The organism is Nocardia shimofusensis NBRC 100134, assembly GCF_001613125.1.
Lineage (GTDB): Bacteria > Actinomycetota > Actinomycetes > Mycobacteriales > Mycobacteriaceae > Nocardia > Nocardia shimofusensis.
The window spans coordinates 40036-64055 of sequence record NZ_BDBT01000018.1 but is presented as its reverse complement, the minus strand read 5'-3'; the positions used below and the strand labels follow the sequence as shown (position 1 = coordinate 64055).

Annotated in this window: 12 protein-coding genes; 4 read left to right on the top strand and 8 right to left on the bottom strand. The window is 72.4% G+C overall.

Annotated features, from left to right (window positions below; translation table 11 throughout):
* Window positions 1-6: 6 nt before the first annotated feature.
* From NS3_RS18230 to NS3_RS18200, 7 genes are read right to left on the bottom strand one after another with little or no spacing between them, the layout of a single operon-like run.
* A complete protein-coding gene (locus tag NS3_RS18230) occupies window positions 7-6720 on the bottom strand; it encodes a type I polyketide synthase (RefSeq protein WP_067861237.1) in 6714 nt (2237 codons plus the stop codon).
* Complete coding sequence (locus tag NS3_RS18225; RefSeq protein ID WP_067861235.1) at window positions 6717-8165, bottom strand: NAD(P)/FAD-dependent oxidoreductase; 1449 nt, start codon at window positions 8163-8165, stop codon at window positions 6717-6719. Before NS3_RS18225 ends, NS3_RS18230 begins: the two co-directional genes overlap by 4 nt.
* Window positions 8143-9090: a class I SAM-dependent methyltransferase gene (locus NS3_RS18220; RefSeq protein ID WP_084495718.1), complete on the bottom strand. Its 948-nt coding sequence runs from the start codon at window positions 9088-9090 to the stop codon at window positions 8143-8145. The genes NS3_RS18225 and NS3_RS18220 overlap by 23 nt, the downstream gene beginning before the upstream one ends.
* Entirely contained in the window at window positions 9087-9668 is a 582-nt protein-coding gene (locus tag NS3_RS18215; RefSeq protein ID WP_157101409.1) for a hypothetical protein, read from the bottom strand. The genes NS3_RS18220 and NS3_RS18215 overlap by 4 nt, the downstream gene beginning before the upstream one ends.
* The gene (locus tag NS3_RS18210) at window positions 9665-9895 is read right to left on the bottom strand and encodes a hypothetical protein (protein ID WP_067861229.1); all 231 of its coding nucleotides are present in this window, start codon (window positions 9893-9895) and stop codon (window positions 9665-9667) included. Before NS3_RS18210 ends, NS3_RS18215 begins: the two co-directional genes overlap by 4 nt.
* The gene (locus NS3_RS18205; RefSeq protein ID WP_067861228.1) at window positions 9892-10833 is read right to left on the bottom strand and encodes a metallophosphoesterase family protein; all 942 of its coding nucleotides are present in this window, start codon (window positions 10831-10833) and stop codon (window positions 9892-9894) included. The genes NS3_RS18210 and NS3_RS18205 overlap by 4 nt, the downstream gene beginning before the upstream one ends.
* A complete protein-coding gene (locus tag NS3_RS18200; protein WP_084495717.1) occupies window positions 10830-17372 on the bottom strand; it encodes a type I polyketide synthase in 6543 nt (2180 codons plus the stop codon). The genes NS3_RS18205 and NS3_RS18200 overlap by 4 nt, the downstream gene beginning before the upstream one ends.
* Before the next feature lie 394 nt (window positions 17373-17766).
* On the opposite strand from NS3_RS18200, the gene NS3_RS18195 reads away from it, so the two are divergent.
* The 4 genes from NS3_RS18195 to NS3_RS18180 all read left to right on the top strand — a co-directional run bounded on the left by NS3_RS18195 (window position 17767) and on the right by NS3_RS18180 (window position 22116).
* A complete protein-coding gene (locus NS3_RS18195) occupies window positions 17767-18207 on the top strand; it encodes a type II toxin-antitoxin system Rv0910 family toxin (protein WP_067861226.1) in 441 nt (146 codons plus the stop codon).
* A 15-nt stretch (window positions 18208-18222) separates the two neighbouring features.
* Window positions 18223-18978 carry an ABC transporter ATP-binding protein gene (locus NS3_RS18190; RefSeq protein ID WP_084495716.1) on the top strand — a complete coding sequence of 252 codons (756 nt, stop codon included), beginning with the start codon at window positions 18223-18225 and terminating at the stop codon, window positions 18976-18978.
* Window positions 18966-21461 carry an FtsX-like permease family protein gene (locus NS3_RS18185; RefSeq protein WP_067861225.1) on the top strand — a complete coding sequence of 832 codons (2496 nt, stop codon included), beginning with the start codon at window positions 18966-18968 and terminating at the stop codon, window positions 21459-21461. The genes NS3_RS18190 and NS3_RS18185 overlap by 13 nt, the downstream gene beginning before the upstream one ends.
* A 148-nt stretch (window positions 21462-21609) precedes the next feature.
* Window positions 21610-22116, top strand: a complete 507-nt coding sequence (locus NS3_RS18180) for a WKL family lipoprotein (RefSeq protein ID WP_067861224.1) — start codon at window positions 21610-21612, stop codon at window positions 22114-22116.
* A gap of 169 nt (window positions 22117-22285) precedes the next feature.
* On the opposite strand, the gene NS3_RS18175 is transcribed toward NS3_RS18180, so the two are convergent.
* The gene (locus tag NS3_RS18175; RefSeq protein ID WP_067861223.1) at window positions 22286-23947 is read right to left on the bottom strand and encodes an outer membrane protein assembly factor BamB family protein; all 1662 of its coding nucleotides are present in this window, start codon (window positions 23945-23947) and stop codon (window positions 22286-22288) included.
* Window positions 23948-24020: the final 73 nt, after the last annotated feature.

The window sequence follows — 24020 nt, the reverse complement described above, 5'->3', positions numbered from 1 at the left end:
CTGAGGTCACGCCGGCTCGGCGGCGAGTCGTTCGTCGATGGCCGTCGCCAGCGCGGCGGTGGTGCCGTAGGTCCACAGCAGGGTCGCCGAAAGACGCAGGGCGAAGGCTGTTTCGAGCTGATTGCGCAGTTCGAGGCCGAGCAGGGAGTCCAGGCCGAGCGCTCGCAACGGGGCGGAGGCGTCGAGATCGGTGGCGGGCAATCGCAGGACTCGGGCGGCCAGTGCGGTGACCTCGGCCTGGATCAGCGCTCGCCGTTCGTCCACGCTCACGTCCGCCAGGGTGGTGCGAAGCCGTCCGCCCGGCCCCGGTGCGGCCGCGGGGGTGTCGCCGGCGTCGTACAGCGGCGACCAGCAGGCCTGACCCGCGCAGTCGGGGTAGGCGTCGAACCAGCGGCGGCGGTCGAAACCGAAGTAGCCGGTGAGCACGGTGTGCTCGGTGAGGAAGGTGCCCAACGCGTGCCAGGCCTCGTCGGCGGCGATCCCGGTCAATCCGCGATCGGCGAGGCGAGCGCCGCGGTCGGCGCGAGCCGCGGCCAGGCCGATGTCGTCGAACGGACCCCACTGCACGCTCAGGCCGGGGCGTCCGTCGTGCCTGCGAGCCAGGGCGAGCGCGTCGAGGTAGGCGTTGGCGGCCGCGTAGGCGGCTTGGCCGGGGTTCCCGACCAGCGCGGCGGCAGAGGAGAACAGGACGAACACGTCGAGGGGATCCTCGGCGGTGAGCTCGTGCAGGTGGCGCGCGCCGTCGATCTTGGGACGCAGTACGCGTTCGATCCGGTCGGCGCGCAGGCTGAGCACGGTGGCGTCGTCGAGCACTCCCGCCGCGTGGACGATGCCGTGGATGGGGGGCAGATCGGCGCGGATCGCGGCCAATGCCGCGGCCAGCGCGGCGCGATCGGCGACTTCGGCGCGGTAGCCGTGAATCCGCGGGTCCTCCGGTGGAGAGTGGGCGCCCCTGCTGACGAGGGCGACCGCGCCCGCGCCGTGGTCGAGCAGGTACGTGGCGAGGCTGCGGCCCAGAGCGCCGTGGCCGCCGGTGATGACGTAGGTGGCTGCGGCGCGGAATCGGCCGTGCGGCAACGGTTCCGGGACGACCTCGGCGACGGTGTCCGGACCGGTGAGCACGATCTTGCCGATCCGCGCGTCCTCGGTGAGCGCGGCCAGCGCGGCGGGTGCGTCGGTGAAGTCGTGGACGGTGAGCGGCAGGTCGGCGACGATGCCGTCGAGTACGGTCTGCCAGGCTTCGCCGAGCAGGGCGGCGTAGCGGTGCGGTCGGCGAGTCATCATGCCGCCGAGATCGACGGCGGCGAGGGTGAGACCTTTCGCGAAGGCGCGCAGGCCGATGCGGCGATCGGCGTAGATGTCGCGCTTGCCGATCTCGACGAACCGGCCGTCTTCGGCGAGCACCTCGATGCCGTGGTCGACGGCCGCGCCCGCCAAGGAGTTGAGGACCACGTCGACGCCGCGGCCTCCGGTCGCCGATCGCACCTGCTGGGGCCAGTCGGCGGCCCGGGAGTCGAACACATCGGTGATGCCGAGGGCCCGCAGGTACGCCCGGCGGGGCTCGCTGCCCGCGGTGGCCAGCACTCGCCCGCCCAGGTGCCGGGCGATCGCGACCGCCGCCGCGCCCACCCCGCCCGCCGCGGAGTGGATCAGCACCGTCTCCCCCGGCTCGACGCGGGCGCCCCTGGCCAGTGCCTGCCAGGCAGTGGCGACCACCAGCGGCAGGGCGGCTGCCGTGGTGCTCGGCATCCCCGCCGGGACCGGCGCGGTGTGACCGGCGCGGACGGTGAGGTGGGATGCCAGCGCCCCGAATGCGCAGGCGACGACCCGTTGCCCCGGCACCCGGTCACGTACTCCGGGACCGACCGCCTCGATCACGCCCGCACAGTCGACGCCGAGCAGATCGACGCCCTGCGAGTCGTCGGGATAGGAGCCCGTCGCCTTCATGAGGTCGATGAAGTTGATCGCCGACGCCTCGACGCGCAGCAGCACCTCGCCCGCTTCGGGGGCGCGCGGGGCGAGGGGACGGAACTCGATGTCCTCGATCCGGCGATTCGGCCCCGCGCCGAGCCGGAAAGGACGGCGCCCCCCGCGCCACGGCGCGCGGACCCGTTCCGCGGGAACATCATTCGTGATACGCCCGACGAGACGATTCCCGGCACGCAGGAGCACCTGGTCCTCGGTGCCCGCGGCGGCCAACTCGGCGGCGCAGGCGGCGAGGCGGTCGGTGGCCGCGGCGGCCGGATCGAGATCGAGCAGCACGGCCGCCAGTTCCGGATGCTCGCGGCGCAGGACACGACCGAAGCCCCAGTACAGCGCCGCGCCGGGGTCGGGACGTTCCTGCGGGTTCGCCGCCTGTGCGCCGGTCGTCACCACGACCAGCCGCAGGGGCGCTTCCACACCCGAGTACGCACGTACCGAGTCGGCGAGGTCGGCCAAGCCCTTTCGCTGTTCGGTGAGTCCGGTTTCACCAGAACCGGATCGGCGATGGTGTCCGCCGTCCCCGCCCGGATCGAGCACCGGGACCCCCTCGCCCGCAGGCGCGAGGAAGACGATCGTCGTGGGCTGTCCCGGCGGGATCTCGCGTCCGACGCGCAGACCGAGCCGACGCAGCTCGGCGCCGAGCAGCGCGCATCCGGGCTCGTCGCCCGTCAGCACGAAAAGGTCGTTGTCCGAGCGCGATCCGGAGTCGCCCCGATGGCGCGGTACCGGAGCGAACGCGACGTGGAACTCCCGGTCACGGCGGCGCGGCTCGGCGACCGCCGTGTCGATCTCGGCCAACTGGAGACCGAGGAGCTGCGCCAGCGGGCGGCCTTCGTCGTCACGGAGGTGGATGTCGGCGCGGTACGGGCCGGTGCGGACGGCGTGTGCCCATACCCAGTCCACGAATCCGGCCGGGGCGGGAAAGGTCCGATATTCGGCGAGCGCCGCGGGGACCAGGGTCGGTACTCGGGTCGCGGTGGGCACAGCGGGCACCGGGATCGCAGCAGACCCCGTGGGCGCAGCAGACCCCGTGGGCGCAGCAGACCCCGTGGGCGCAGCAGACCCGGTGGACGCAGTGTGCCCGGTGGACGCAGTGTGCCCGGTCAGCGCAGGGCGCACAGCAGACGCGGCAGGCGCGTCGAAGGCAGCAGACGCGGCGAGGACAGTGGATTCACCGACGGCAGGGGGTTCAGCGATGACAGTCGGCTCGGTACGCGGGTCCGTTCCCTCGAGGTCATCGAAGAGGGCCAGCGCGGTTTGCGCGGCGGCGTCGAGCACGGTGACGTGCAATTCCCCGGCGGCTGCGCGCGCTCGGGCGAGCGGACCCGCTTCGATCCGTGCCAGGGCCGAACGGCCGGTCGGGGTCGTGGTCACCCGGAGTTCGCGGATACCGCGGAACTCGGGGCCGTAGCGCAGTCCGCGCCGCTCGCACCGCCGGTAGAAATCCTCGGGGTCGATGTCGGTCGTCACCCGTGCCGGGTCAGTCGGAGTATCGGTGCGGTGATCGCCCGCACCGCGAGCAGGCTTCTCGCCGACGGGATCAGCGACGGACACCGAACTGCCGCGGGCGTGGAGTGTGCCGCTGTCCGATCCGGTCGCGCTGGTGCGGAATTCCAGTACCCCGGTTCCGGCGAGCCCTGGGCGGAGGAGAACTTCCACACGCTGAGTGCGGGAAGCCGTCGCGGCCACGTCGAGAGGGAGGGGGTTCAGGAAACGGATGTCGCGCAGGCGGCGCGGGGTGGTGGGGTCGGGGTCGGTGCGGGCGGCGAGGGTGAGGAAGAAGACGGCGGGGGCGATCACGGCCTCGCCGACCCGATGGTCGCCTAGCCAGTCGAGGTCGTGGCGGGTGAGTGCGACGGTGGCGTGCTGGACGGCCGGATCGACGGGGCTGGGGCGCAGGACCGGCGGCGCGGCGGCGGGCTCGGTGGGCGCGCCGGGCGCGAGCCAGTACCGGCTGCGGCGCATCACCGTGCGCGGCAGCGGGTTTCGGGCAGGCGGCGGGATGTCGGCGACCGGGCGGAGTCCGGCCAGGAAGGCCAGGGCTCGGCTGCGGGCGAGTTCGCGCAGCGGATCGCGGTCGCGGGCGAGGGAGGACAGGACGACGGGCGGGTCGGGACGGGTGGCGGCGAGTTGTTCCACGGCGGGGGTCAGCACCGGATGCGGGGCGACCTCGACGACATGGGTGACGCCCGCGTCGAACACGGCGGTCATCGCATCGGCGAAACGCACCGGACGGCGCAGATTGTCCGCCCAGTAGTCCGGATCGAGGGCGGTGAGCGGACGCGCGGTGACCGTCGACATCATGTCGATCGCGTCGCGCGGTGACCGGCCGGACTCGGCGGCGGCCCCGGTGTCGGCGAGTTCGGTACGCAAAGCGGCGGCGAGGCTGTCCATGTGCGGGCTGTGGGAGGCGTAGTCGACGTTCACCGGCCTGCAGTAGATGCCTTCGGCGGTGAGGATTTCGGCGAGGGCGTCGACGGCGTCGGTGTCGCCGGACAGGACGCAGGAGCGGGGCCCGTTGTGGACGGCCAGGCTGACCAGGTCCTCGAAACCCGCTATGGCGTCGGGTATCTCGTCGGCGGGCAGGTCGACGGCCAGCATGCGGCCGGTGCCTGCCACCGTGCGCAGGGCAGCGCTGCGGCGGGCGACGATGCGGGCCGCGGCGCTCGGATCGAGCAGGCCGGCCAGGGTCGCCGCGGCGATCTCGCCTTGGCTGTGGCCGATCACCACATCGGGGTGCACGCCCATGGCACGCCACTGCGCCGCGAGGGCGAGCGAATACGCCCACAGCACCGGCTGCACCTGATCGACACGAGCCAGCCAGCCCGGCCCCGCCACGCCGGTCAGCACAGCACGGGTGTCCCAGTCCACGTGCGGGGCGAGGGCGGCCGCGCAGTCGTCGACGACCTCGGTGAACGCCGGTTCGCGGCCGTAGAGACCGGCGGCCGGGCTGTGCCACTGCGAGCCCTGGCCGGGAAACACGAAAGCCACCCGGCCGACCGGGCGGGCGCGTCCGGACACCACCGTGGGCGAATCGGCGCCCCCGTCCCGGAACGCGCCGAGCGCGGGCACCGCGTCCGCGCGGTCGCCGACGAGGAAGGCCGCGCGCCGGGGTAAGGCGGGCGGGAAAGCCGCCAGGGCCGCACTCATCTCGTCGACGGTGGTGGCGCCCGATGTCAGCAGATCGGCCAGTGCCCCACAGCGCTCGCGGAGCGCCGCGCCGTCCTGCGCCGAGACCATCAGCACACCGGATGCTCCCGACGCTCCGCCGACATCGGGGCCTCCGAGAACTCCCGGCTCCCCCGGCACACCGGCGGCTCCGGGCACTGCGGTCACATCCCGGCATCCGGGAGTCTCCGGCAGGTGCGGCGCTCCGGATGCGCGAGGCATACCGCGGGCCACGGACACTCCGGCGGCGCTGAGCCGAGACTCGGAGGCGTCCGGAATGCCGGGGCCCCAGGGGGCGGGCCCGACGACGATGTGGGCATTCGTGCCGCCCCAGCCGAAGGAGTTGACGCCGACGAGTGTCTCGGGGCCGACCGCCAGCGCTACCGGAGCGCGCAGCACCCGCACCCCGAGGTCGTCGAAGTCGATGTCCGGGTTGAGGGTGGCGGCGTGCAGCGTGGCGGGCAGGTGGCGATGTTCCAGGCAGAGCACAGCTTTGATCAGGCCGGCGACGCCCGCGGCGGCTTCCAGGTGGCCGATGGCGGATTTGATCGAGCCGATCGGCAGCGGGCCTGCGTCCGGTGGGCGGCGGCGCCCGAGGATCGCCCCCAGCGCGCCTGCTTCGACGGGGTCGCCGCGGCCGGTGCCGGTGCCGTGTGCTTCGAGATACCCGAGCCGAGCCGGATCCAGACCGGTGTGGAGATAGGCGCGGCGCAGCAGGTCGCGCTGACCCGCGGGGCTGGGCGTGACGAGGCTGTCGCCTCCGCCGTCGTTGTTCACCACCGTCTCGACGATGCTCGCGCGGATCGGGTCGCCGTCGCGCCGGGCGGCCGACAGCGTCTTCAGGTAGAGCACGGCCACGCCTTCACCGCGCACGAAACCGTTCGCGCCCGCGCCGAATGCCGCGCAGCGCCCGTCCGGGGACAGCGCGCCGAAGTGGGCGAGACCGGCGGTGACCTCCGGACCGAGGATCAGATTCACGCCTCCGACCAGCGCTGCCTCGATGTCACCGGAGCGCAGCGCGCGGACGGCCAGGTCGACGGCGACCGAGGCCGACGAGCAACCGGTTTCGACGGTCATGCTCGGACCGGTGATCCCGAGGGTGTAGGAGACGCGGGTCGCGATCATGTCCAGCGCCGAACCGACCACGCTGTGCGGGGTCGGCGGCGCCGCGATGCGCGAGCGCAGGGTGGCGTAGTCGTGCCAGGAGGCGCCCGCGTAGACGCCGGTCCGTGTGCCGCGCAGCCGGTCGGCGGGTATGTTCGCGTCTTCGAGTGCCCGCCAGGCGGTTTCGAGGAACAGGCGCTGCTGCGGATCGATGTCGGCGGCTTCGCGCGGGGAGATGCCGAACAGGGTGGCGTCGAAGCCCGCCACGTCGTCGAGGAAGCCGCCCGCCGTGGGGACGCGGACGTCGCCGCCGGACGCCGGTGCGATGTCCCGGCCCACGGGCGGGGCAGCGCGGACGGCGTCGGTGCCCGCGCACAGCAGACGCCACAGGTCCGCGACGCTGTCCGCGCCGGGAAACCGGCCTGCCATACCGATGATCGCGATCGGCTCGCCCGGACCGGTCATCGGCGTCCCCCGGTCAGCACCGAACGCTCCCGGTCGGTCAGCGGCGGCGTGGTCAGGTGCGGCGCACCGCCGTCGAGAGCGGCGGCCAGCGCCACCATGGGGTGCCCGACACTGCGCACCGCGGGCGCGGCCAGGAACATCGCGTCGATGAGGCGGGCGCCGACCGCCGGCCGGGATTGGGCGGCCCGCATCACCCGGTCGGCGTAGCCGTGCGCGAGCCGGTCGATCCGGCCGACGGCGGGACCGATGGTGTGGGGGAAGCGCCGGTCCTGACGGGTGGACACCTCCCAGGCCAGCAGCGCCGACCGGGCGACGGCGCGTTGCAACCGCCGGGTGACCGGTTCGCCCGCGGCCAGCGTCGCCCGCAATGCCGTCGCGCCGCGCGCGGCCACGGTGAGGCCCTGCCCGTAGACCGGGTTCAGCGCGGTCGCCGCGTCGCCGAGGACGAGGAACCCGCGCGGCCAGCCGGGGACCCGGTCGAAGCGATGCCTGCGGTTGAAGGTGCTGCGGGAGCGGAGGACAGCGGTGACCGGTTCGGCGTCGGCGAGCATGTCGGCCAGCAGCGGGGTGCCGAGCGCGTGGCGGGCGTAGCCGAGGTAGTCGTCCTCGCTGTCGGGGACCGCGGCCCCGCGCAGCCCGCCGAGGGTGACGATCCACAAACCGTCCTCGATGGGCAGCAGCGCACCGTTGCCGGAGGGCCTGCCCGGCCCGGTCTCGGCTTGGATCAGCACCAGCGGGGTGCTCCGCTCGGCGCCGGGGCGGGCCCGATAGACCCGGGAGGAATACGAGTGCCCGGCGTCGACCACCTGGAGGGGCGCCTCGCCCACCCCCAGGCCGGCCAGCAACGCCGAGGCGCGGGAGGCGCGGCCGGTGGCGTCGACCACGAGATCGGCGGGCAATGAACAGGTCTCGGCCGGTCCGCGAGCGCCCGGCGTCCTGCCCTCGTGGTCCCGCAGATCCCGATAGGTCACGCCGGTGACCGCGCGTGCGTCGCCGAGCAGTCCGGTGGGCAGGCAGCCGCCCCGGAAGCCGACATTGCCGAACTGCCTGACCCGTTCGCGCAGCACGTGATCGAGCAGGGATCGGCTACACGCCACGCCGAATCGCTCGGTCCGGTATCGCGGTAGCCAACCGCCCGCGCTGAGGTAGAGCAGCATGTCCTCGGTGGTGCGGATGCGCCGGGCGCCTGCCGCCCACAACGCGGTGTGCACGCCGGGAAGCAGGGCCTCGATCAACTCGGCGCCGCCGGGCCCGAGGAAATGCGGATGGCGGTCCTGCGGGACGCCACGCCGCCGCTGCGGCGCGACGTGCGGCTCGTCGCGGTCGAGCACCGTGACCGTTTCCGCGTACGGGGCGAGCGCGCCCGCCGCGAGGATCCCGGCGAAACCGCCGCCGAGGACCACCGCGTGCCCGAGCGTGCGGTCACCCGCGGGAATGGTGTTCATGCCGATCCTGTTCCTCCGTGCGGCGCAGGCGCACCGTCGCACACCAGACGCGCGATGTCTCCGGTCGCCCGAGCAGTCCCCGGTCGGGCAGCAGCGCCCACGGCGCGAACGGCAGCGGGGCGCGGCGCAGACGGGCGGCGGCACGGAAGATCGCCTGCGCGCTGTCGAGTGTCCAGCCGTCGAAGTAGGTCAGCGGGGCGGCGAACCGCCAGCTCGCCGAGCCCAGGACGCCGCCGAGCAGGATGTTGACCGCGCGCAGCATCAGCGGCGACCAGTGGTCGAACACCCACCAGTGCACAGGTGCGGCGCGCACGGCGGCGAGGAGATCACGGACCTGCGGCTCGGACAGGTACGGCAGCAGCCCCTCGGTGAGCACCAGGGGGCGGGTCGCGCCCGCGGTGGCCTCGGCGAGGAAGTCGTCCAGCGCGGGGCGATCGGTCACGTCCAGAGCGCGACCGATCCGGTGGCAGTGCGGCGTGCGCCCGGCGAGCACACGCTCCTTGCCTGCCACCACATCGGGCAGATCGACCTCGTACCAGCGCATGTCGGCGGGCAGCGGCAGCCGGTAGGGCCTGGTGTCCAGGCCGGCGGCCAGGTTGACGACCCGATCGCAGCCTTCGGTGATCGAGCGCAGCAGCAGGTCGTCGATGAGCCGGGTGCGCACCACGGTGGGCCAGTGGTCACGGGCGCCGGGGGGCAGCAGGCGCGGATCGGCCAGATCCGCGCCGTCCGCGCCGACGAGTTCGGCGGCCAGCGGGTCGTGGAACAGGGCATCGGGACGCAGGGATTCCCGTGCCCGGTGGACGGCCACCCAGCGCGCGGTGTCGGAGACGTCGCCGATAGCGCTCGTGCCGCGCCTGCCGGGCATGAGTGGGACGCCTCCGGGGTGGCGCTCGGCTCGCGCCGCTCGCAGCCGACCGTTCATGATCGGCCCCTCTTGGCGAAAGCGGTCAGCCGATCGCCCAGGCGGCGCGGGACAGGCGCGGCGGGCACCTGCGGTTCGGGTGCGGGGGTGGCCAACTGAGCCGTCATGTAGTCCACGAACAGGTCGGCCGTGGCGAAATCCTGGCGGCGCAGCAGTTCGGCCATCACCTCGCCGACGACCTCACCGGAGCTCAGGTGCGCGGCGCGGCCGATGGCCGCGGGGTCGATGAACGGCGCGGCGTCGGCGATCACCGTGGGATCGATCGAATTCAGCGACCGCGCGGCCGATTCCAGGCCGTGTTCGTCGGTCAGCGCGGCGGTGATGACGCGACCGAGCAGACGCGGCGGCAACAGGCGTACCGCGAAGGGCACCGCACGCCGCTGCGGAAACCGGCGGCCGAGCCGGTAGAGGCGCCGGTAGCGGGCGGCGTAGCGGACGTGCAGGCGGGCCAGTACCCGGTCGGTGAGTACGGCCAGGTCCTCGGCGCCGAGCACGGCGAGGTGGTCGAGCCGCTCGACCGGCACGTGCAGCGCCGCGGACAGCCGGGCGAGCTGGCGAGCGGTGGCGCGATCGGTCATCGCCACCGCCCCAGGAAGACTCGGCGCACAGCGGGACGGCACACGCGCGGCAGGGTGTCGATGCTGTCGCGCAGTTGCGGCTCGCAGCATTCGAGGTCGCGGTCGGGGGCCTGTTCCAGCAGGCCGAGCAGGTCCGCGCACTGCTCCTCGGACAGCGTGTCGAGGGCGGCCAGGTCGCCGCCCAGTTCCCCGGCCAGCCGGGAGCGGGCGGTGGTGGTGTCGGTCATCGTGTGGTTCTCCCTCGGCGGCCGGACATCGGATCGGACAGCGCGCTCGCCGCGCGCAAGGCCCCGCCGACCGCGCGGCGGGTCAGCGCGTTCCCCGCCCGCGCCGATCGTGAAGGGCCGGGCAGGATTTCCCGCAACAGCGGGTCGGGCAGGCCGCGGCGGCGCCATTCGCGTGGATAGCCGAGCGAGACCTCTTCGAAGCGCACTCCGTCGAAGTGGTCGGTGCGCCGGATGTGCAGGTGCCCGTAGACGACGCAGCGCACGTTGTAGCTGCGGTGCCACTCGGCGGTCAGCTCGGTGCCGCACCACAGCGCGAACTCCGAGCGCCACAGCATCCTGGTCTGTTCCCGCAGCAGGGGGAAGTGGTTGATCAACACCAGCGGCTGCGACGGATCGAGGCGGTCGAGCCGCTCACGGGTCAGCTCCACCCGCGCCCGGCACCACTGCTCGCGCGATTCGTAGGGTTCGTGGGCGAGCAGCATCTCGTCGGTGGCGACCGTGCCCTTGGCCGCCGCGATCGCCAGCCCTTCGGCTTTGGTGCGGGCCCCGCGCGGCAGGAAGGTGTAGTCGTAGAGCAGGAACATCGGCACCAGCGTCACCGGACCGCCCGGCCCCTCCCACACCGGATACGGATCCTCCGGGGTGAGCACGCCGAGAGCCCGGCACTCGGCGACCAGCCGCTGGTACCGGCCCTCCCCGCGCCGGGTCACCGGATCGGTTGCGGTGCTCCACAATTCATGGTTGCCGGGCACCCAGATCACCTTCGCGAACCGTTTGCGCAGCGCGGCGAGCACGCCGCGGACGTGCTCGATCCGCTCCCCCACGTCGCCGGCGACGATCAGCCAGTCCTCCGGCGAGGTGGGCCGGATCAGGTCGACCACGTCCCGGTTGCCGGGGTGACCGACGTGCAGGTCGGAGACCGCGAGCACCCGGTTCACGACCGGACTCCGTCGACGGCGGCCACCTCCCCGCCGCGCAACCGGCCCATCGAGCCGGTCAGCCGCTCGAGCAGGGGCTCCGGTATCCGGCCGTCCTCGTGGATGGCGGCCAGGCGTTCGAGCAGCATCTCGACCTCGGACACGATCGGGTCGGCGAGTTCGGCGTCCTGCGGGGTGATCTGGTCGAGCACATGCCGGGCCAGCAGGTTGACCGTCGGGTACTGGAAGATCACCGAATTGGCGAGTTTGACGCCGGTCATGGCGCGCAGGTGGGTGCCCAGTTCGATGGAGCTGAGCGAGTCGATGCCCATCTCGGTGAATTCCCGGTCCGGTGCCACCGCGTCCGGGGACGAGTAGCCGAGCACCATCGATATCGGGGTCTTGAGCAGATCGACCACCACCGCGTGCTGTTCGGCCGGGCTGAGGCCGGACAGCCGCTTGGCCAGTTGCGAGGCGTCGCCGGTCTGCCCGGTGGCGCGCGGGCGCGAGTGCAGCAGCGCGCGGAAGAACGGCGGCAGTTCGGCGACCGAGGAAGCCACTCGCAGCAGCGACAGGTCCATGCCGACCGGCACCACATACGGCCTGCCGGTGGCCAGTGCGGCGTCGAAGAGTTCCAGCGCCTGCCCGGTCTCGATCGGGGTCACGCCCATCCGGGTCAGCCGGGCGCGGTCCTTGTCGTCGAGCGAGCCGGTGTTGGAGGTGTCCTCGGCCCACCAGCCCCACGCCATCGAGGTCGCGGGCAGCCCTTCGTGATAGCGGCGGCGGGCCAGCGCGTCCAGGAAGACGTTGGCGGCGGCGTAGTTCGCCTGTCCCGGCGCGCCGAACGTGCCTGCGGCCGAGGAGAACAGCACGAACATCGACAGGTCCTCGTCGCGGGTGAGCTCGTGCAGATGCCAGGCGCCGTCGGCCTTGGCGCCGAGCACCGCGGCCACCTGGTCGGGGGTGATCCGGTCGAAGGTGGCGTCGGCGAGGGCGGCCGCCAGGTGCACCACCCCGCCCAGCCGGTGTTCGGCGGGCACACTCGCGAGCACCGCGGCGAGTGCGTCGCGATCCGCGGCGTCACAGGCCTCGACCCGCACCTGCGCACCGGCCTGCGTGAGTTCGGCGACCAAGTCGCCGACCCCCTCGGCGGCCGGGCCGCTGCGGCTGGTGAGCAGCAGATGCCTGGCCCCGTAGGCGTGCACCAGATGCCGGGCGATGATGCCGCCGATCTTGCCGGTGCCACCGGTGACCAGCACGGTGCGCTCGGGGTCGAAAGCCGGCGGCCAGGTGAGCACGACCTTGCCGATGTGACGGGCCTCGCCGAGATGGCGCAGCGCGGCGTCGGCCTGCCGGATGTCGAAGCGGGTCAGCGGCAGCGCCGGGACGGCTCCGCCGGCGGCCAGCGCGGCGACGTCGGCGAGCAGGCCGGCGAGGGTGGCGCGGTCCAGCGCTCCCAGCTCGAAGGTGTGGTATTCGACGCCGTGTCCGGCGCGCACCTGTCCGGGGTCGCGCACCCCGCCGCGGGCGATGTCGACGAATCGGCCCTCGCCGTCGAGCAGTCCGAGGGAGGCGTCGGTGAATTCGGCGGGCAGCAGGTCGAGCACGATGTCGATGCCGCGCCCGGCGAAGCGGGTGGCGAATTCCGCCGAGCGGGAATCGGCGAGATGATCCTCGGCGAAACCCATGCCGCGCAACACATCCTGCTTGCCCGCACTCGCGGTCGCGTAGACCTCGAGGCCCAGGTGGGCGGCCAGGTGGAGGGCGGCGGTGCCGACGCCGCCGGTGGCCGAGTGCACCAGCACCCGTTCACCTGGCCGCGCGGCGGCGGTCTCACGCAAGGCGTAGAGGGCGGTGAGGTAGGCGACCGGCGCGGCCGCCGCCTGCGCGAGCGACCACCCGGCGGGCACGTGCGCCAGCATCCCGATGTTGCCGGTGTCCGTGCCGAGGCCGGCATCTGTCCGTACGCCCGTGGCGTCAGCGGTCGCGGAGGCAGTCGCGGAGGCGGTGTCGATGTCGGCGACGTCGGCCACGTCAGCCACGTCAGCGACGGCAGCGACGGCAGCGACGGCAGCGATGTCGACGGTGTCGGCGATCTCGTCGACCAGGCCGAAGACCTCGTCGCCGGGCGCGAACGCGGTCACTCCGGCACCGACGGCGCGCACCACGCCCGCGGCCTCGTGTACCAGCCGCTGCGGCCTGCCCGCGACGGCGTCGAGTCCGGTGAGGGCGACCGGGAAGGACAGACCGGCCGCGCGCAGTTCGACCCGCACGCAGCCCGGTGCGGGCCCGGTGGCGACGGGGGTCCGCTCGGCGAGGGCGACGTCGTCGAGATTGCCCGAGGACGGGACGTCCAAGCGCCACGGCCCGCTCAGCCGCCTGCCCGCCGCCGCGGCGGCATCGAGACCGGACCGGATGCGCCTGCCGTGGAACACGCCCCGGCGCAGGACCAGTTCGGGTTCCTCGAGACTCAGGGCGGTGGCCAGCTGGTCGAGGGTGACACCCGCGTCGTCGTGGTCGAGCTGGACGATGCGGTCCTGGTGCTCCGACTGCGCGCTGCGCACCAGGCCCCAGACCGCGGCGCCTGCCGGATCCGCCACCGACTCGGCCAGGTCGGCCGTCTGCACGCCGCCGCTGATCAGCACCAGCGTGGTCTCGGTGAACCGCTCGTCGGCCAGCCAGGTCTGCAACCGGGTCAGCGTGCGCACCAGATCCTCGCGGACCGACTCGGTGGGGTCCGACTCCCGCCAGGCGCCCGCCGCGTCCCGGGGCGCGAGCACCACTTTCGGCACGGGCGTGCCCGCGGCGACGGCGGCGTAGAGCGCGTCCGGATCGGGGTAGACGGTCAGCCCCGCGGTGTCCGGCACGCCCGGTGGCAGTTCGCCGAGCACGGCCCACTCCCCCGGCCGCGCGGTGTAGCGGGCGCGTTGCGCGGGCAGCGACAACCAGTCGACGCCGAACAGCGAATCCTGCTTGCCCGACAGGCCGCGCTGGGCGAGGGTGCCCATCGAGATCGACCGCACCTGCAGGGTGCCGACGGCCACCGTGCGACCGTTGTTGTCGCCCAGCACCCAGCGCACCCGGTCCGGCCCGGCCGGAGTCAGCTTGGCGCGCAGCGCTTTCGCGCCGACGGCGTGCAACTCGACCCGCTCCCAGGCGAACGGCAGCCGGATCGCGCCGGGCTCGGTGGGCATCATCGAGGCCACCGCGGCCACGGTCTGCATGGCCGAGTCGAGCAGTGCCGGATGCAGGCCGTACTTGTCGGCGTCGGCCACCGAGTCCGGCAGCGCCACCTCGGCGAAGATGTCCTCGCCGCGCCGCCACACCGCCCGCATACCCTGGAAGATCGGGCCGTAGTGGTAGCCGAGCGCGGCCAGCGTCTCGTAGGCGCGTTCGGGTTCGAGCGCCTGCTCGGCCCCGACCGGCGGCCACAGTTCCAGGCTCTGCTGATCGGCGTCCTCGGCGCGGCCCGGGGCGGTGAGCACGCCGTCGGCGTGCAGGCTCCACAGGTTCTCCCCCGCCGCGGCGTCCTCGTTCTCCTGGCGGGAGTAGATCGCGATGGCGCGTTTGCCCGCCTTCGCCTCGCCGATCACCAGCTGCACCTGCACCGCGCCTTGGGCGGGCAGCGTCACGGGGGTGTACATGGTCAGCTTCTCCACGCGGGGGCTGGCGACCTTGTCCCCGGCGTGCAGGGCGAGCTCGAGCAGCATCGCGCCAGGAACCAGGACGTTGCCGTGCAGGGCGTGATCGCTGATCCAGCCGTGCGTGGCCACCGACAGCCGGGTGCTGAACTGGAACCGGTCGGCGCCGGGCAGCTCGGCCATCGCACCGAGCAGCGGGTGGCCGGGATCGGCCAGCCCGAGCCCGCTGGGCTTGCCGCCGTTGGCGTTGTGCACAGACGCCAGCCAGTAGGTCTGGCGCTGGAACGGATAGGTCGGCAGCGACACCGCCTCGTGGCGGGCCGGATCGTAGATCGTGCGCCAGTCCGGCGAGACACCGTGCACATGCGCTGTGCCCACCGAGGCGAGGAACCGCCGCAGGCCCGCGTTCTCGCGCTCGATCGAGCCCACGATCAGGCAACTGTCGGCGAACGAGCCGAACTGGTCGAGGGATTCGTGCATGGCGGAGGTGAGCACCGGATGGGCGCTCATCTCCAGGAAGGCGTTGTAGCCGGACTGGAAGGCGGCCTGGAAGCCGTCGTCGAAATTCACGGTCCGGCGCAGATTCGCGAACCAGTAGTCGGGCCCGAGATTCTCGGTTTCGAGCACGTCACCGGTGACGGTGGAGAAGAACACGATCTCGCTGGGCCGCGGGGTGATCGGCGCCAGGGCCTCGCGGGTCTCCTCCGCGATGGCCTCCATGTGCGCGGTGTGCGAGGCCACGTCCACCTGGATGCGCCGGGCGCGCAGCCCCTCGCGCTCGCACACCTCGAGAACGCGGTCGACGCCGGTCCGGGAACCGGCCACCACGGTGGTCGACGGCGAATTGACCGCGGCCACTTCCACTTCGGGGATGTCGGCGAGCAGCTCGCGCACCCGTCCGGCGGAGGCGTTGATCGAGGCCATCGCCCCGGTGCCGTCGAGCCTGCTCAGCGCCCGGCTGCGCAGTGCCACCACCCGCGCGGCGTCGCGCAGCGACAGCGCTCCGGCGACATAGGCGGCGGCCACCTCGCCCTGGGAATGGCCGATGACGCCTGCCGGCTCGATGCCCAGCGCACGCCACAGCCGCGCAAGCGAGACCATGGTCGTGAACAGGGCCGGTTGCAGCACGTCGATGCGGTCGAGGGTGGGCGCGCCGTCGGCTTCGCGCAGCACATCGGCGACGGAGAAGTCGACGAATTCGGCGAAGGCGGCGTCGCACTCGGCGACGGAGGCGGCGAATTCGGCCGATTCGGCCAGCAGTTGCCCGGCCATGCCCTGGTACTGCCCGCCCTGGCCGGGGAAGACGAATACGACACCGCGGTCGGCGAGTGCTTGACCGCGGATGGGGCCGACCGGCTGCTGCGCGGCCACGGCGGCCAGGCCGGCCAGCAACTCCGCACGGTCGGCTCCGACGACCACCGCGCGATGATCGAAGGTGGCCCGCGTGGTGGCCAGCGCGAAGCCGATGTCGGCGTCGCGATACTCCGGATGGGCGGTGGCGTGCTCGGCCAGGGCGGTGGCCTGCGCCGCCAGCGCCTCCGGCGTCTTCGCCGAGATCGGCCAGAGCACCACCGCCGGCCGCGGGCCGTCGGCCGGACGGACGGGGGCGTCGAGCAGTGGCGGTTCTTCGACGATGACGTGCGCGTTGGTGCCGCTGATGCCGAAGGAGGAGACGCCCGCGCGGCGCGGGCGCCCTCCGGCCGGCCACGGCGTGGTCTCGGTGACCACCTCGACCGCGCCCGTGGACCAGTCGACCGCACCGGTCGGTTCGGTGACGCCCAGCGAGGGCGGCACCGCCTCGTGGCGCATGGCCTCGATCATCTTGATCACGCCCGCCAGGCCCGCCGCGGCCTGGGTGTGCCCGAAATTGCCCTTCACCGAGCCCAATCGCAGCGGCTGCCCGTCGGGACGGTCGCTGCCATAGGTGGCCAGCAGCGCCTCCAGCTCGATCGGGTCGCCCACCGGAGTACCGGTGCCGTGCCCCTCCACCACGTCGACATCGGCGAAGCCGAGGCCCGCGTCGTCCAGCGCCGCCTCGATGACCTTGCGCTGCGCGTCGGTGCTCGGCACCGTCAGGCCTTTGGTCGCGCCGTCCTGGTTCACCGCCGCGCCACGGAGCAGGGCGAAGACCTGGTGTCCGTGACGCCTGGCGTCGGAGAGCCGTTCCAGCACCAGCACGGCCGCGCCCTCGGACATGCAGAACCCGTCCGCGTCGGCCGAATACGGTTTGCTGCGGCCCTCTTTCGAGATCGCCCCGTGCTGGCCGAGCGCGTAGAACCCGGTGAGCGTGGACATGATCGACACACCCGCGGCCAGCGCCAGCGAGCATTCACCCGCCTTCAGCGCCCGTGCGGCCAGGTGCAGCGCGACCAGCGAGGACGAGCAGGCGGTGTCGATGCTCATGGTCGGGCCCTGCAGGCCAAGGGCATAGGAGATGCGCCCGGACAGCACGCTCTGACTCACGCCCGTCGCGACGTAGCCGGGGTCGAGATCCTTCTGACCGGGAATGAGGTAGGCGTAGTCGCCGCCCATCGCCCCGACGTAGACGCCGGTATCACTGTCGTGCAACCCGTTCGGGTCGATCCGCGCGTCCTCGAGCGCCTGCCAGGTCAGCTCGAGGACGATGCGCTGCTGCGGGTCCATCGCCTTGGCCTCGCGCGGGCTGATGCCGAAGAACTCCGGATCGAATTCCCCCGGCTCGTCGATGAACCCGCCCATCGGCGCCATCGCGGCCACCACCTCCGGGGCGGCGATATCGGCCAGCTCGGTCATCGACCGGTCCGCCGGAAATTTGCTGGATGTGTGTTTTCCGTTGATCACGAAGTGCCACAACGATTCCGGGGTGTCGATCTGCCCAGGGAATCTGCACGCCATTCCGACGACAGCGATGGGGTCGACTGCGGTTACGTCATCCTGCATGACGGCTCCCGGCCTTTCGGAGAAGTGATGGAGAAGAAACGGCGCCGGCTCATTTTCCGCACGGCGGATAATGGCTTCGCGTCAGCTTGGATAGGAATTCGGGAAGGATTCGGCCACTGTGTCGTCGAGCATCGCGGCCCGCCGGAACCGCGCCGAGCGACGGTGGCGGGGATGCCTCGTGCCGGTCAACGTACAGCAGTGTTCACCGAACTGCAACGGGTTGCAGCCAGGTTGGGGAAAGCGATATCCGTAACCCCCGGTCACTTGCACAGGTTCGGTGAATCATGGACGCTCGCAACTACGTTCGCGCTGCCACCACCGACAATCGGTCTCCGGTGCCCATGGTTTCCTGGGCACGCCGACGCCCTCGGCAGGCGAACATCAGGGAGGATTCATGGCCGGCTTCGAGGTCAGCAGAGCACTGGACGCGTCCCCGGCGCAGATCTACACGATTATCGCCGACACGACTACGTGGGACGATTGGTTCATGCTCCACGAGAGTTTCGCGGAGGCGCCACCGGAGAACATCACAGTGAATTCCCGGATGGTGCAGAACATTCGCATGCTCGGTATGTCACAACGCATAGAATTGACCGTCACCGCGTTCAAGCCGCCGATGCAGCTGATCATCGCCGGCCGCAGCCCGGCCGGCGTCACCTGCGAGTTCAGCTTCGCGATCGAACGCAAGCCAGGAGGTTGCCAGCTGACCATCGCCGGGGCTTTCACCGGCGCGATGCTCACCGGCCCGCTGGAACAATCGGTGCAGCAGGAAGCACAGGCACAGTTGGTGGCCTCGATCGGCAAACTCGCCGCACTCTCCGACGTGAACGCCTGACCGGGACGCCGACCGATGCCACCGATCATCGAATTGTCCGAGGTCTCCAAGCATTACCGCATCGGCGGCCAGACCGTCACGGCCCTTGACGGCGTCGATTTCGCCGTCGCGCCGGGACAGTTCGTCTCGGTGGTGGGCCCCTCCGGCGCGGGCAAGTCCACGATGCTGCACCTGCTCGGCGCACTCGACCGTCCCGACACCGGCTCGATCCGCTTCGGCGACCGTGAGATCGGCGGCCTCGGTGACGACGAGCAATCCGAATTTCGCAGGCACAGTGTGGGTTTCGTGTTCCAGTTCTTCAATCTGCTGCCCACCTTGTCCGCCTGGGAGAACGTCGCGGTGCCCCGCCTGCTCGACGGCGGCGCGCTGCGTTCGGCGCGCGAGCGGGCGGGTGAACTGCTCGAACTGGTCGGGCTCGGCAGCCGCGCCGAGCACCGCCCCGCCGAACTGTCCGGCGGACAGATGCAGCGGGTGGCGGTGGCACGGGCGTTGATCATGGATCCGCCACTGGTGCTCGCCGACGAGCCCACCGGCAATCTCGACTCCGCGACCGGAGCGGAGATCATGACGCTGCTCGCCGAGATCGCGGGCAGCGCAACGGGATCCCGCTCGGTGGTGATGGTGACCCACGACCCCGAGGCGGCGGCCAGGACCGATCGCGTCGTCACCCTCGGCGACGGGCGCATCGTCGCCGACGAGCCGACGGCCGCGGGCGCCGCGACCACCGGCGCCGCGACCGCCGGTCCCGTGGAGCCGCCGTGCGCGCGCTGATCGACCGCTGGCGGCTGTTCAGCCTGCGCGAATTCGCCGTGCACCGCGGCCGGACGCTGGCCTCGATCACGGTGATGGCGGTCTCGGCCGCGTTCCTGGTCGCCGTGTTCGGCATGTTCGGCTCGCTCACCGGATCGGTGCACCGGCTGGTCGACGGCCTGGCGGGCGAGGCGAGCCTCGAGGTTTCCGGGATCACCGACTCCGGGTTCCCCGGCACGCTGCACGCCGAGGTGGCAGCCGTACCCGGGGTGCGCGCGGCCGTGCCGATGGTGCGCACGGTGGCGCCCACCTCGGCCGGCTCGGCGCTGGTGCTCGGCACCGACGCGAGCGCGACCGCCTTGGGCAGCGTGCTGCAACCGGCCATCGAGTCACAGCTGAGCGCGCTGGTCTCGGTGCCGGACGGTGTGCTCGTCGGACCTGGCCTCGGTGTGGCCGAGGGCGAGCGCCTGCGGGTCGGGCGGACCGATGTGACCGTCGCGGGCGTGCTCGACGGCGGACAGCTCGGCAGGCTCAACGAAGGCCACTACGTCCTCACCTCGCTGCCGGTGGCGCAACGGGCACTCGGACGCACCGATCACCTGGACTCCATCCTCCTCGTCACCGAACCGGGCGCGGATACGGCGGATGTCCGCGCCGGCGTCGAGCAGCGGATCGACGGACGGGCGATCGTGGCCGAGCCGACCCTGCGCGCGGTGCGCACCGGCAACGGCCTGCGCATCCTGCAGTACATGACCCTGATGGGCGCGGCGCTGGCGTTCATCGTCGCCGCGTTCCTCATCTACACCGCCATGTCGATGGCGATCGCGCAGCGCCGCCGGACGCTGTCGATGCTGCGCGCCGTCGGTGGCCGCAGGCGCACCCTGGCCGCCGACCTGCTCACCGAGGCAGCGGTCATCGGCCTGGCGGGTGGCGTGCTGGGCACAGTGCTCGGCATCGTCTACGGGCGTACGACGGTCGACGCGCTGCCCGTGGCGCTGCTCCAGTCCGTCGAGGCCAGGACGGTGTATTCGGTTCCGGTGTACGCCATTCCGATCGCGTTGGCCGCCGCCGTGGGCACCAGTGTCGCGGCGGCGGCGGTGGCGGCGCACCAGGTCTACAAGGTGTCGCCGGTGGAAGCGCTTGCCCCGGTGGGGGTCTCGGTCGCCGACCGGGTGCCGCTCTGGATGCGCCTGGGCTCGGGGTGTATCGCGGCCGGGGCCATGGGACTGGCCGTCGTGCTGGTCGCACTGCGGCTGGGGGAGCTGGTCTGGTCGGGTCTGGCGCTGTCGATGTTCTTCGGCGCGGGGCTGTTCGCCTGCTGGGCGGTCACCGGCACGCTGGTCTCGGCAGCGGCGGCGGTGGCGCGGCGGTGCGGCACCGCGGGCGAGCTCGCGGCGGCCACGGTGCGGCGGGCGCCGCGCAGGGTGTGGGCGACCATGATGACGGTGTTCATCGCCGTGGCCATGACAGTCACCATCACCGGCGCCAACAGTGACATGCTCAGCGCGGTGCGCGGCTCGATCGGCGCGGTCGACGAGGTCGATCTGCTGGTCGCCGCCAGACCGGCCGACCAGATGCCCACCGACCCGGCGCTGCCCACCGACGCCGCCTCCCGGATCGCCGCGCTGCCGGAGGTCGAGCGGGTCGTCGAAGGTCAGCTCGCCTATGCCACTCTCGGTGAGGAACGCATCATCCTGTACGGGCTGGCGCCCGGCGCGATCAGTCCCCTGTACGCCGATCTGGCACCGGCCGCCAGGGAGGCGGTGATCAGCGGGCACGGCATCGTGCTCTCGCGTGACCTGAGCCGGACCCTCGGTGTGGCCGAGGGCGATTCGCTGACCATGCGCACCCCGTCCGGGCAGCGGCAACTGCCCGTGGTCGGGGTGGTCTCCTACTTCTCCGCGCTCACCGGAAACGCCGCCATCGGACTCGACCAGATGCGCGACTGGTTCGACCGGCCGGGGTCCACCGTGCTGCAGATCGACGGCCGCGACGGAATCGGCTCCGAACAATTGCGCGCGGCCGTGCGCGCGGTGGTCCCCGCCGACACCCACGTCTTCACCGGGAGGGAGTCGCTGGCCGGAGTGGACAGCGCGATTCGCCAGGGTGCGGGGGTGGCGAACGCGGTGTGGGTGATCGTGGTGCTCATCGCCGCCGTGGCACTGCTCAACACGCTGGGACTGTCGGTCCTCGAACGCAGACGCGAACTCGGCGTGCTGCGCGCGATGGGCGCGACCCGGCGCATGGTGCTGCGCACGGTGCTGGCCGAGGCGGTCGGCATCGGCGTCGTGGGCGGGGTGCTCGGCCTCGGCTTCGGTGCGCTGAGCCAGTTCTTCTTCGACCGGATCACCCCCGACATCATGAATCTCGAGGTCGCCTACCGGCCGGGGCCCATGATGCCGGTCTTCGCACTCGGCGCGATCGCGTTGAGCCTGCTCGGCTCCATTCCCCCCGCCGTCCGCGCCGCGCGCCTGGACATCATCGAGGCCGTCGGCACCGAATGAGCCCCGTCCCGCCCGTCCACCGCGACAACGACTGCGCGCCCGCCGCACTCACTCCCACCGCACTCACTCCCACCGCACTCACTCCGACCGCACTCACTCCGACCGCGCTCACTCCGACGAAAATCACGCCGCCGACGAGAGGACCCCGATGAACCGTCCCAGGCCACGCCCCTCCCGCGCCACCCTCGCCGCCTGTCTCGTTCTGGGCGCGGTGTTCGCCGCGGGCTGCGGCGGGTCCGAATCCGCCGAGGCCACCGAATCCACGACCGCCCCGGCAACGGGCGCGCAGCAACCGCCGGTGCCGCTGCCCAGCCCCGCGGACCTGAACGCCGGCTTCCAGCTCGCGCTCGACCCGGACACCCCCGCCACCCTGAAAACCGGCGCCGTGCAGGGCGCCGACGCCGACCCGGCCCTGATCGACAAGCTGGCCCAGGCCTCACAGGCCAACGGGATCACCTTGACGATCGTCTCGGTGGAATACCAGGGCGAGGCGGTCCTGCAGGCGACCGCGGACATGACCCTCGACGGCAAACCGGTGCAGGGCCCCACCCTCATCCCGTTCGTCGCCGAGGACGGGCGCTGGAAACTGCAACTGGCCTGGGCGTGTCAGATGCTGGCCAACACCCAGACCACCTCCCCGGCCTGCGCGGCCTGACGCACGGCGACCCCGCGGGGTTCAGCCCCGGGCACGACCGGTGATGCGCTCGTAGGCCCCGGTACTCGCTTCGGGCGGCCTCGACGATGTCTGCCGATCTCCTGGCCGGGCGGCGCCCCGGACAGCCCGGCCGACACCACTCGTCGGTACTGATACTCGGACAGCCGGGTCACGGGCGGGCGACGGCCTGCAACGGCCGGTACGGCGCACTGCCGTCGCTGCCGAGCACGAGATAGACCTCGGGCAGGGCGACGACCTGCAGCGACGTGCCCACCCGCTCGACGACGGCCACCCCGGCGTGGGATTCGGCGCCGGTGCGCAGGTCGAAGGCGCCCAGGCCGAGCACACGAAGGTTGTCGACGACCACCACCACGCGATCCCCGTCGGCGACCAGGGCGTCGGGATCGTCCTCCAGCAGTTCTCCGGTCCACTGTCTGACGCCGGTGAGGAGGTCGTGGGCGACGAGCCGGTAGCCGCTCTCGCTCTCGGCGCGCGCGACGGCCACGAGCGTGTTTCCGGTGACGACCGTCCTGGTGACCGGGGCTGCGTCGAATCCGCTGATGTCGAAGGTCCGCAGGGGCAGCAGCTCCGATTCCGCGGTGTCGGCGGCGACGCCGGTCTCGATGGTGGCGGTGACCGCGCCGGAGTCGTCGAAGGCGACGAAAGCGGAACGGCCGCGTCTGCCGTTCTCGGTGACGTGCACGACCAGCGGCTCGGAGGCGATGCGGGTCACCCGCCGGGCGCCTTCGAAGGGGACGGGCACGGTCCAGGCCACCGCACCGGTGGCGGGGTCCAGCGCCCACAGCTCGGGCCCGCCGTCGTCACCGGCCGCGAGGCCGGTGCAGCGTTCCACCGCGACGACCACATAGCGCCCGGCGGCCAGCCACGAATCGCCGCATGTCGATTCCGGCAACCGGAACTGCCAGCGGGGGGCGCCGTCCCGCAGGGCGAATCCGCGCACGGAGTCCTCGCCGAGTACCACGGCGGTGTCGCCGGTGACGGCGAGTATGTCGGGGCCGTCGGAGAGCCCGCCCGGCGCGGTGGATTCCCAGAGGATGCGCCCGGTCGCGAGATCCACCGCACCGAAATCCGCGCAGGGGGTGTTCTCGTCGTGCCGGGCGATCAGCCCGATCCCCTCCGAAGCGGTCCGGCTCATCGCGCACAGCACATCGCGGTCCGGGAAGACCGCCGACCAGCGTGGCGTGCCCGAGGCGACGTCGAATGCCGTCAGCCCGTCGAAGGCGATACGGACGACGGTGCCCGCGTCCCCGTCGATGTGCCATATCCCGCCGGTCTCACCGTCGTCCGTGCGATCCGAGGGCGCGGCCCAGGCCAGTTCCCAGGTGTCACCGTGCAGATGGCCGAAGACGGCCGCCGCCGGATAGACGGCGAGCGCCGCGGCGACCACGCCGACCAGCGCGCCCGCCAGCCGAGTGCGGATCAGGGCGAACAGGAGCAGCGGGATGAACGCCATCAGCCCGAACAGCGAGACGACGAAGATGGTGCCCCAGTACCGGGGACAGTCGCCGTAGCTGATCCCCCTGCTGGTACCGCACGAGCCGCCGGACTCGCGGTAGATGGCGATCCAGTCGAGCACCTGCAAGGTCACCATGAATCCGACCACCGACGCGGCGAGCGTCCCGATCAGCAGCCACGCCCCGGTATTCCACCCACGCGAGGTCTTCCGATCGGCGCCGCCCTGTCCGGACTTCCCCGGCGTCGATTGCCCGGCCTTGCCCGCACTCCTCGGGCCCGCGCCCCCCTTGCCGAACTTCGCCGGCTTCGGCCCGCGCTGTCGTGGTGTGCCCGGACCGGTGCCTGCGCGCGTCATCTCTCGCCTCCCTGTCGCGCGGCCCCGCCAGCCGTGGACACCGGGAGTATCGCACCGCCGAGGGCCACCTGTC

What these genes read in the sequence shown, in the direction of transcription:
- NS3_RS18230 (WP_067861237.1), bottom strand. Translation starts at nt 6,720, where the DNA reads ATGACCGGTCCGGGCGAGCCGATCGCGATCATCGGTATGGCAGGCCGG.
- NS3_RS18225 (WP_067861235.1), bottom strand. Translation starts at nt 8,165, where the DNA reads ATGAACACCATTCCCGCGGGTGACCGCACGCTCGGGCACGCGGTGGTC.
- NS3_RS18220 (WP_084495718.1), bottom strand. Translation starts at nt 9,090, where the DNA reads ATGAACGGTCGGCTGCGAGCGGCGCGAGCCGAGCGCCACCCCGGAGGC.
- NS3_RS18215 (WP_157101409.1), bottom strand. Translation starts at nt 9,668, where the DNA reads ATGACCGATCGCGCCACCGCTCGCCAGCTCGCCCGGCTGTCCGCGGCG.
- NS3_RS18210 (WP_067861229.1), bottom strand. Translation starts at nt 9,895, where the DNA reads ATGACCGACACCACCACCGCCCGCTCCCGGCTGGCCGGGGAACTGGGC.
- NS3_RS18200 (WP_084495717.1), bottom strand. Translation starts at nt 17,372, where the DNA reads ATGCAGGATGACGTAACCGCAGTCGACCCCATCGCTGTCGTCGGAATG.
- NS3_RS18195 (WP_067861226.1), top strand. Translation starts at nt 17,767, where the DNA reads ATGGCCGGCTTCGAGGTCAGCAGAGCACTGGACGCGTCCCCGGCGCAG.
- NS3_RS18190 (WP_084495716.1), top strand. Translation starts at nt 18,223, where the DNA reads ATGCCACCGATCATCGAATTGTCCGAGGTCTCCAAGCATTACCGCATC.
- NS3_RS18180 (WP_067861224.1), top strand. Translation starts at nt 21,610, where the DNA reads ATGAACCGTCCCAGGCCACGCCCCTCCCGCGCCACCCTCGCCGCCTGT.
- NS3_RS18175 (WP_067861223.1), bottom strand. Translation starts at nt 23,947, where the DNA reads ATGACGCGCGCAGGCACCGGTCCGGGCACACCACGACAGCGCGGGCCG.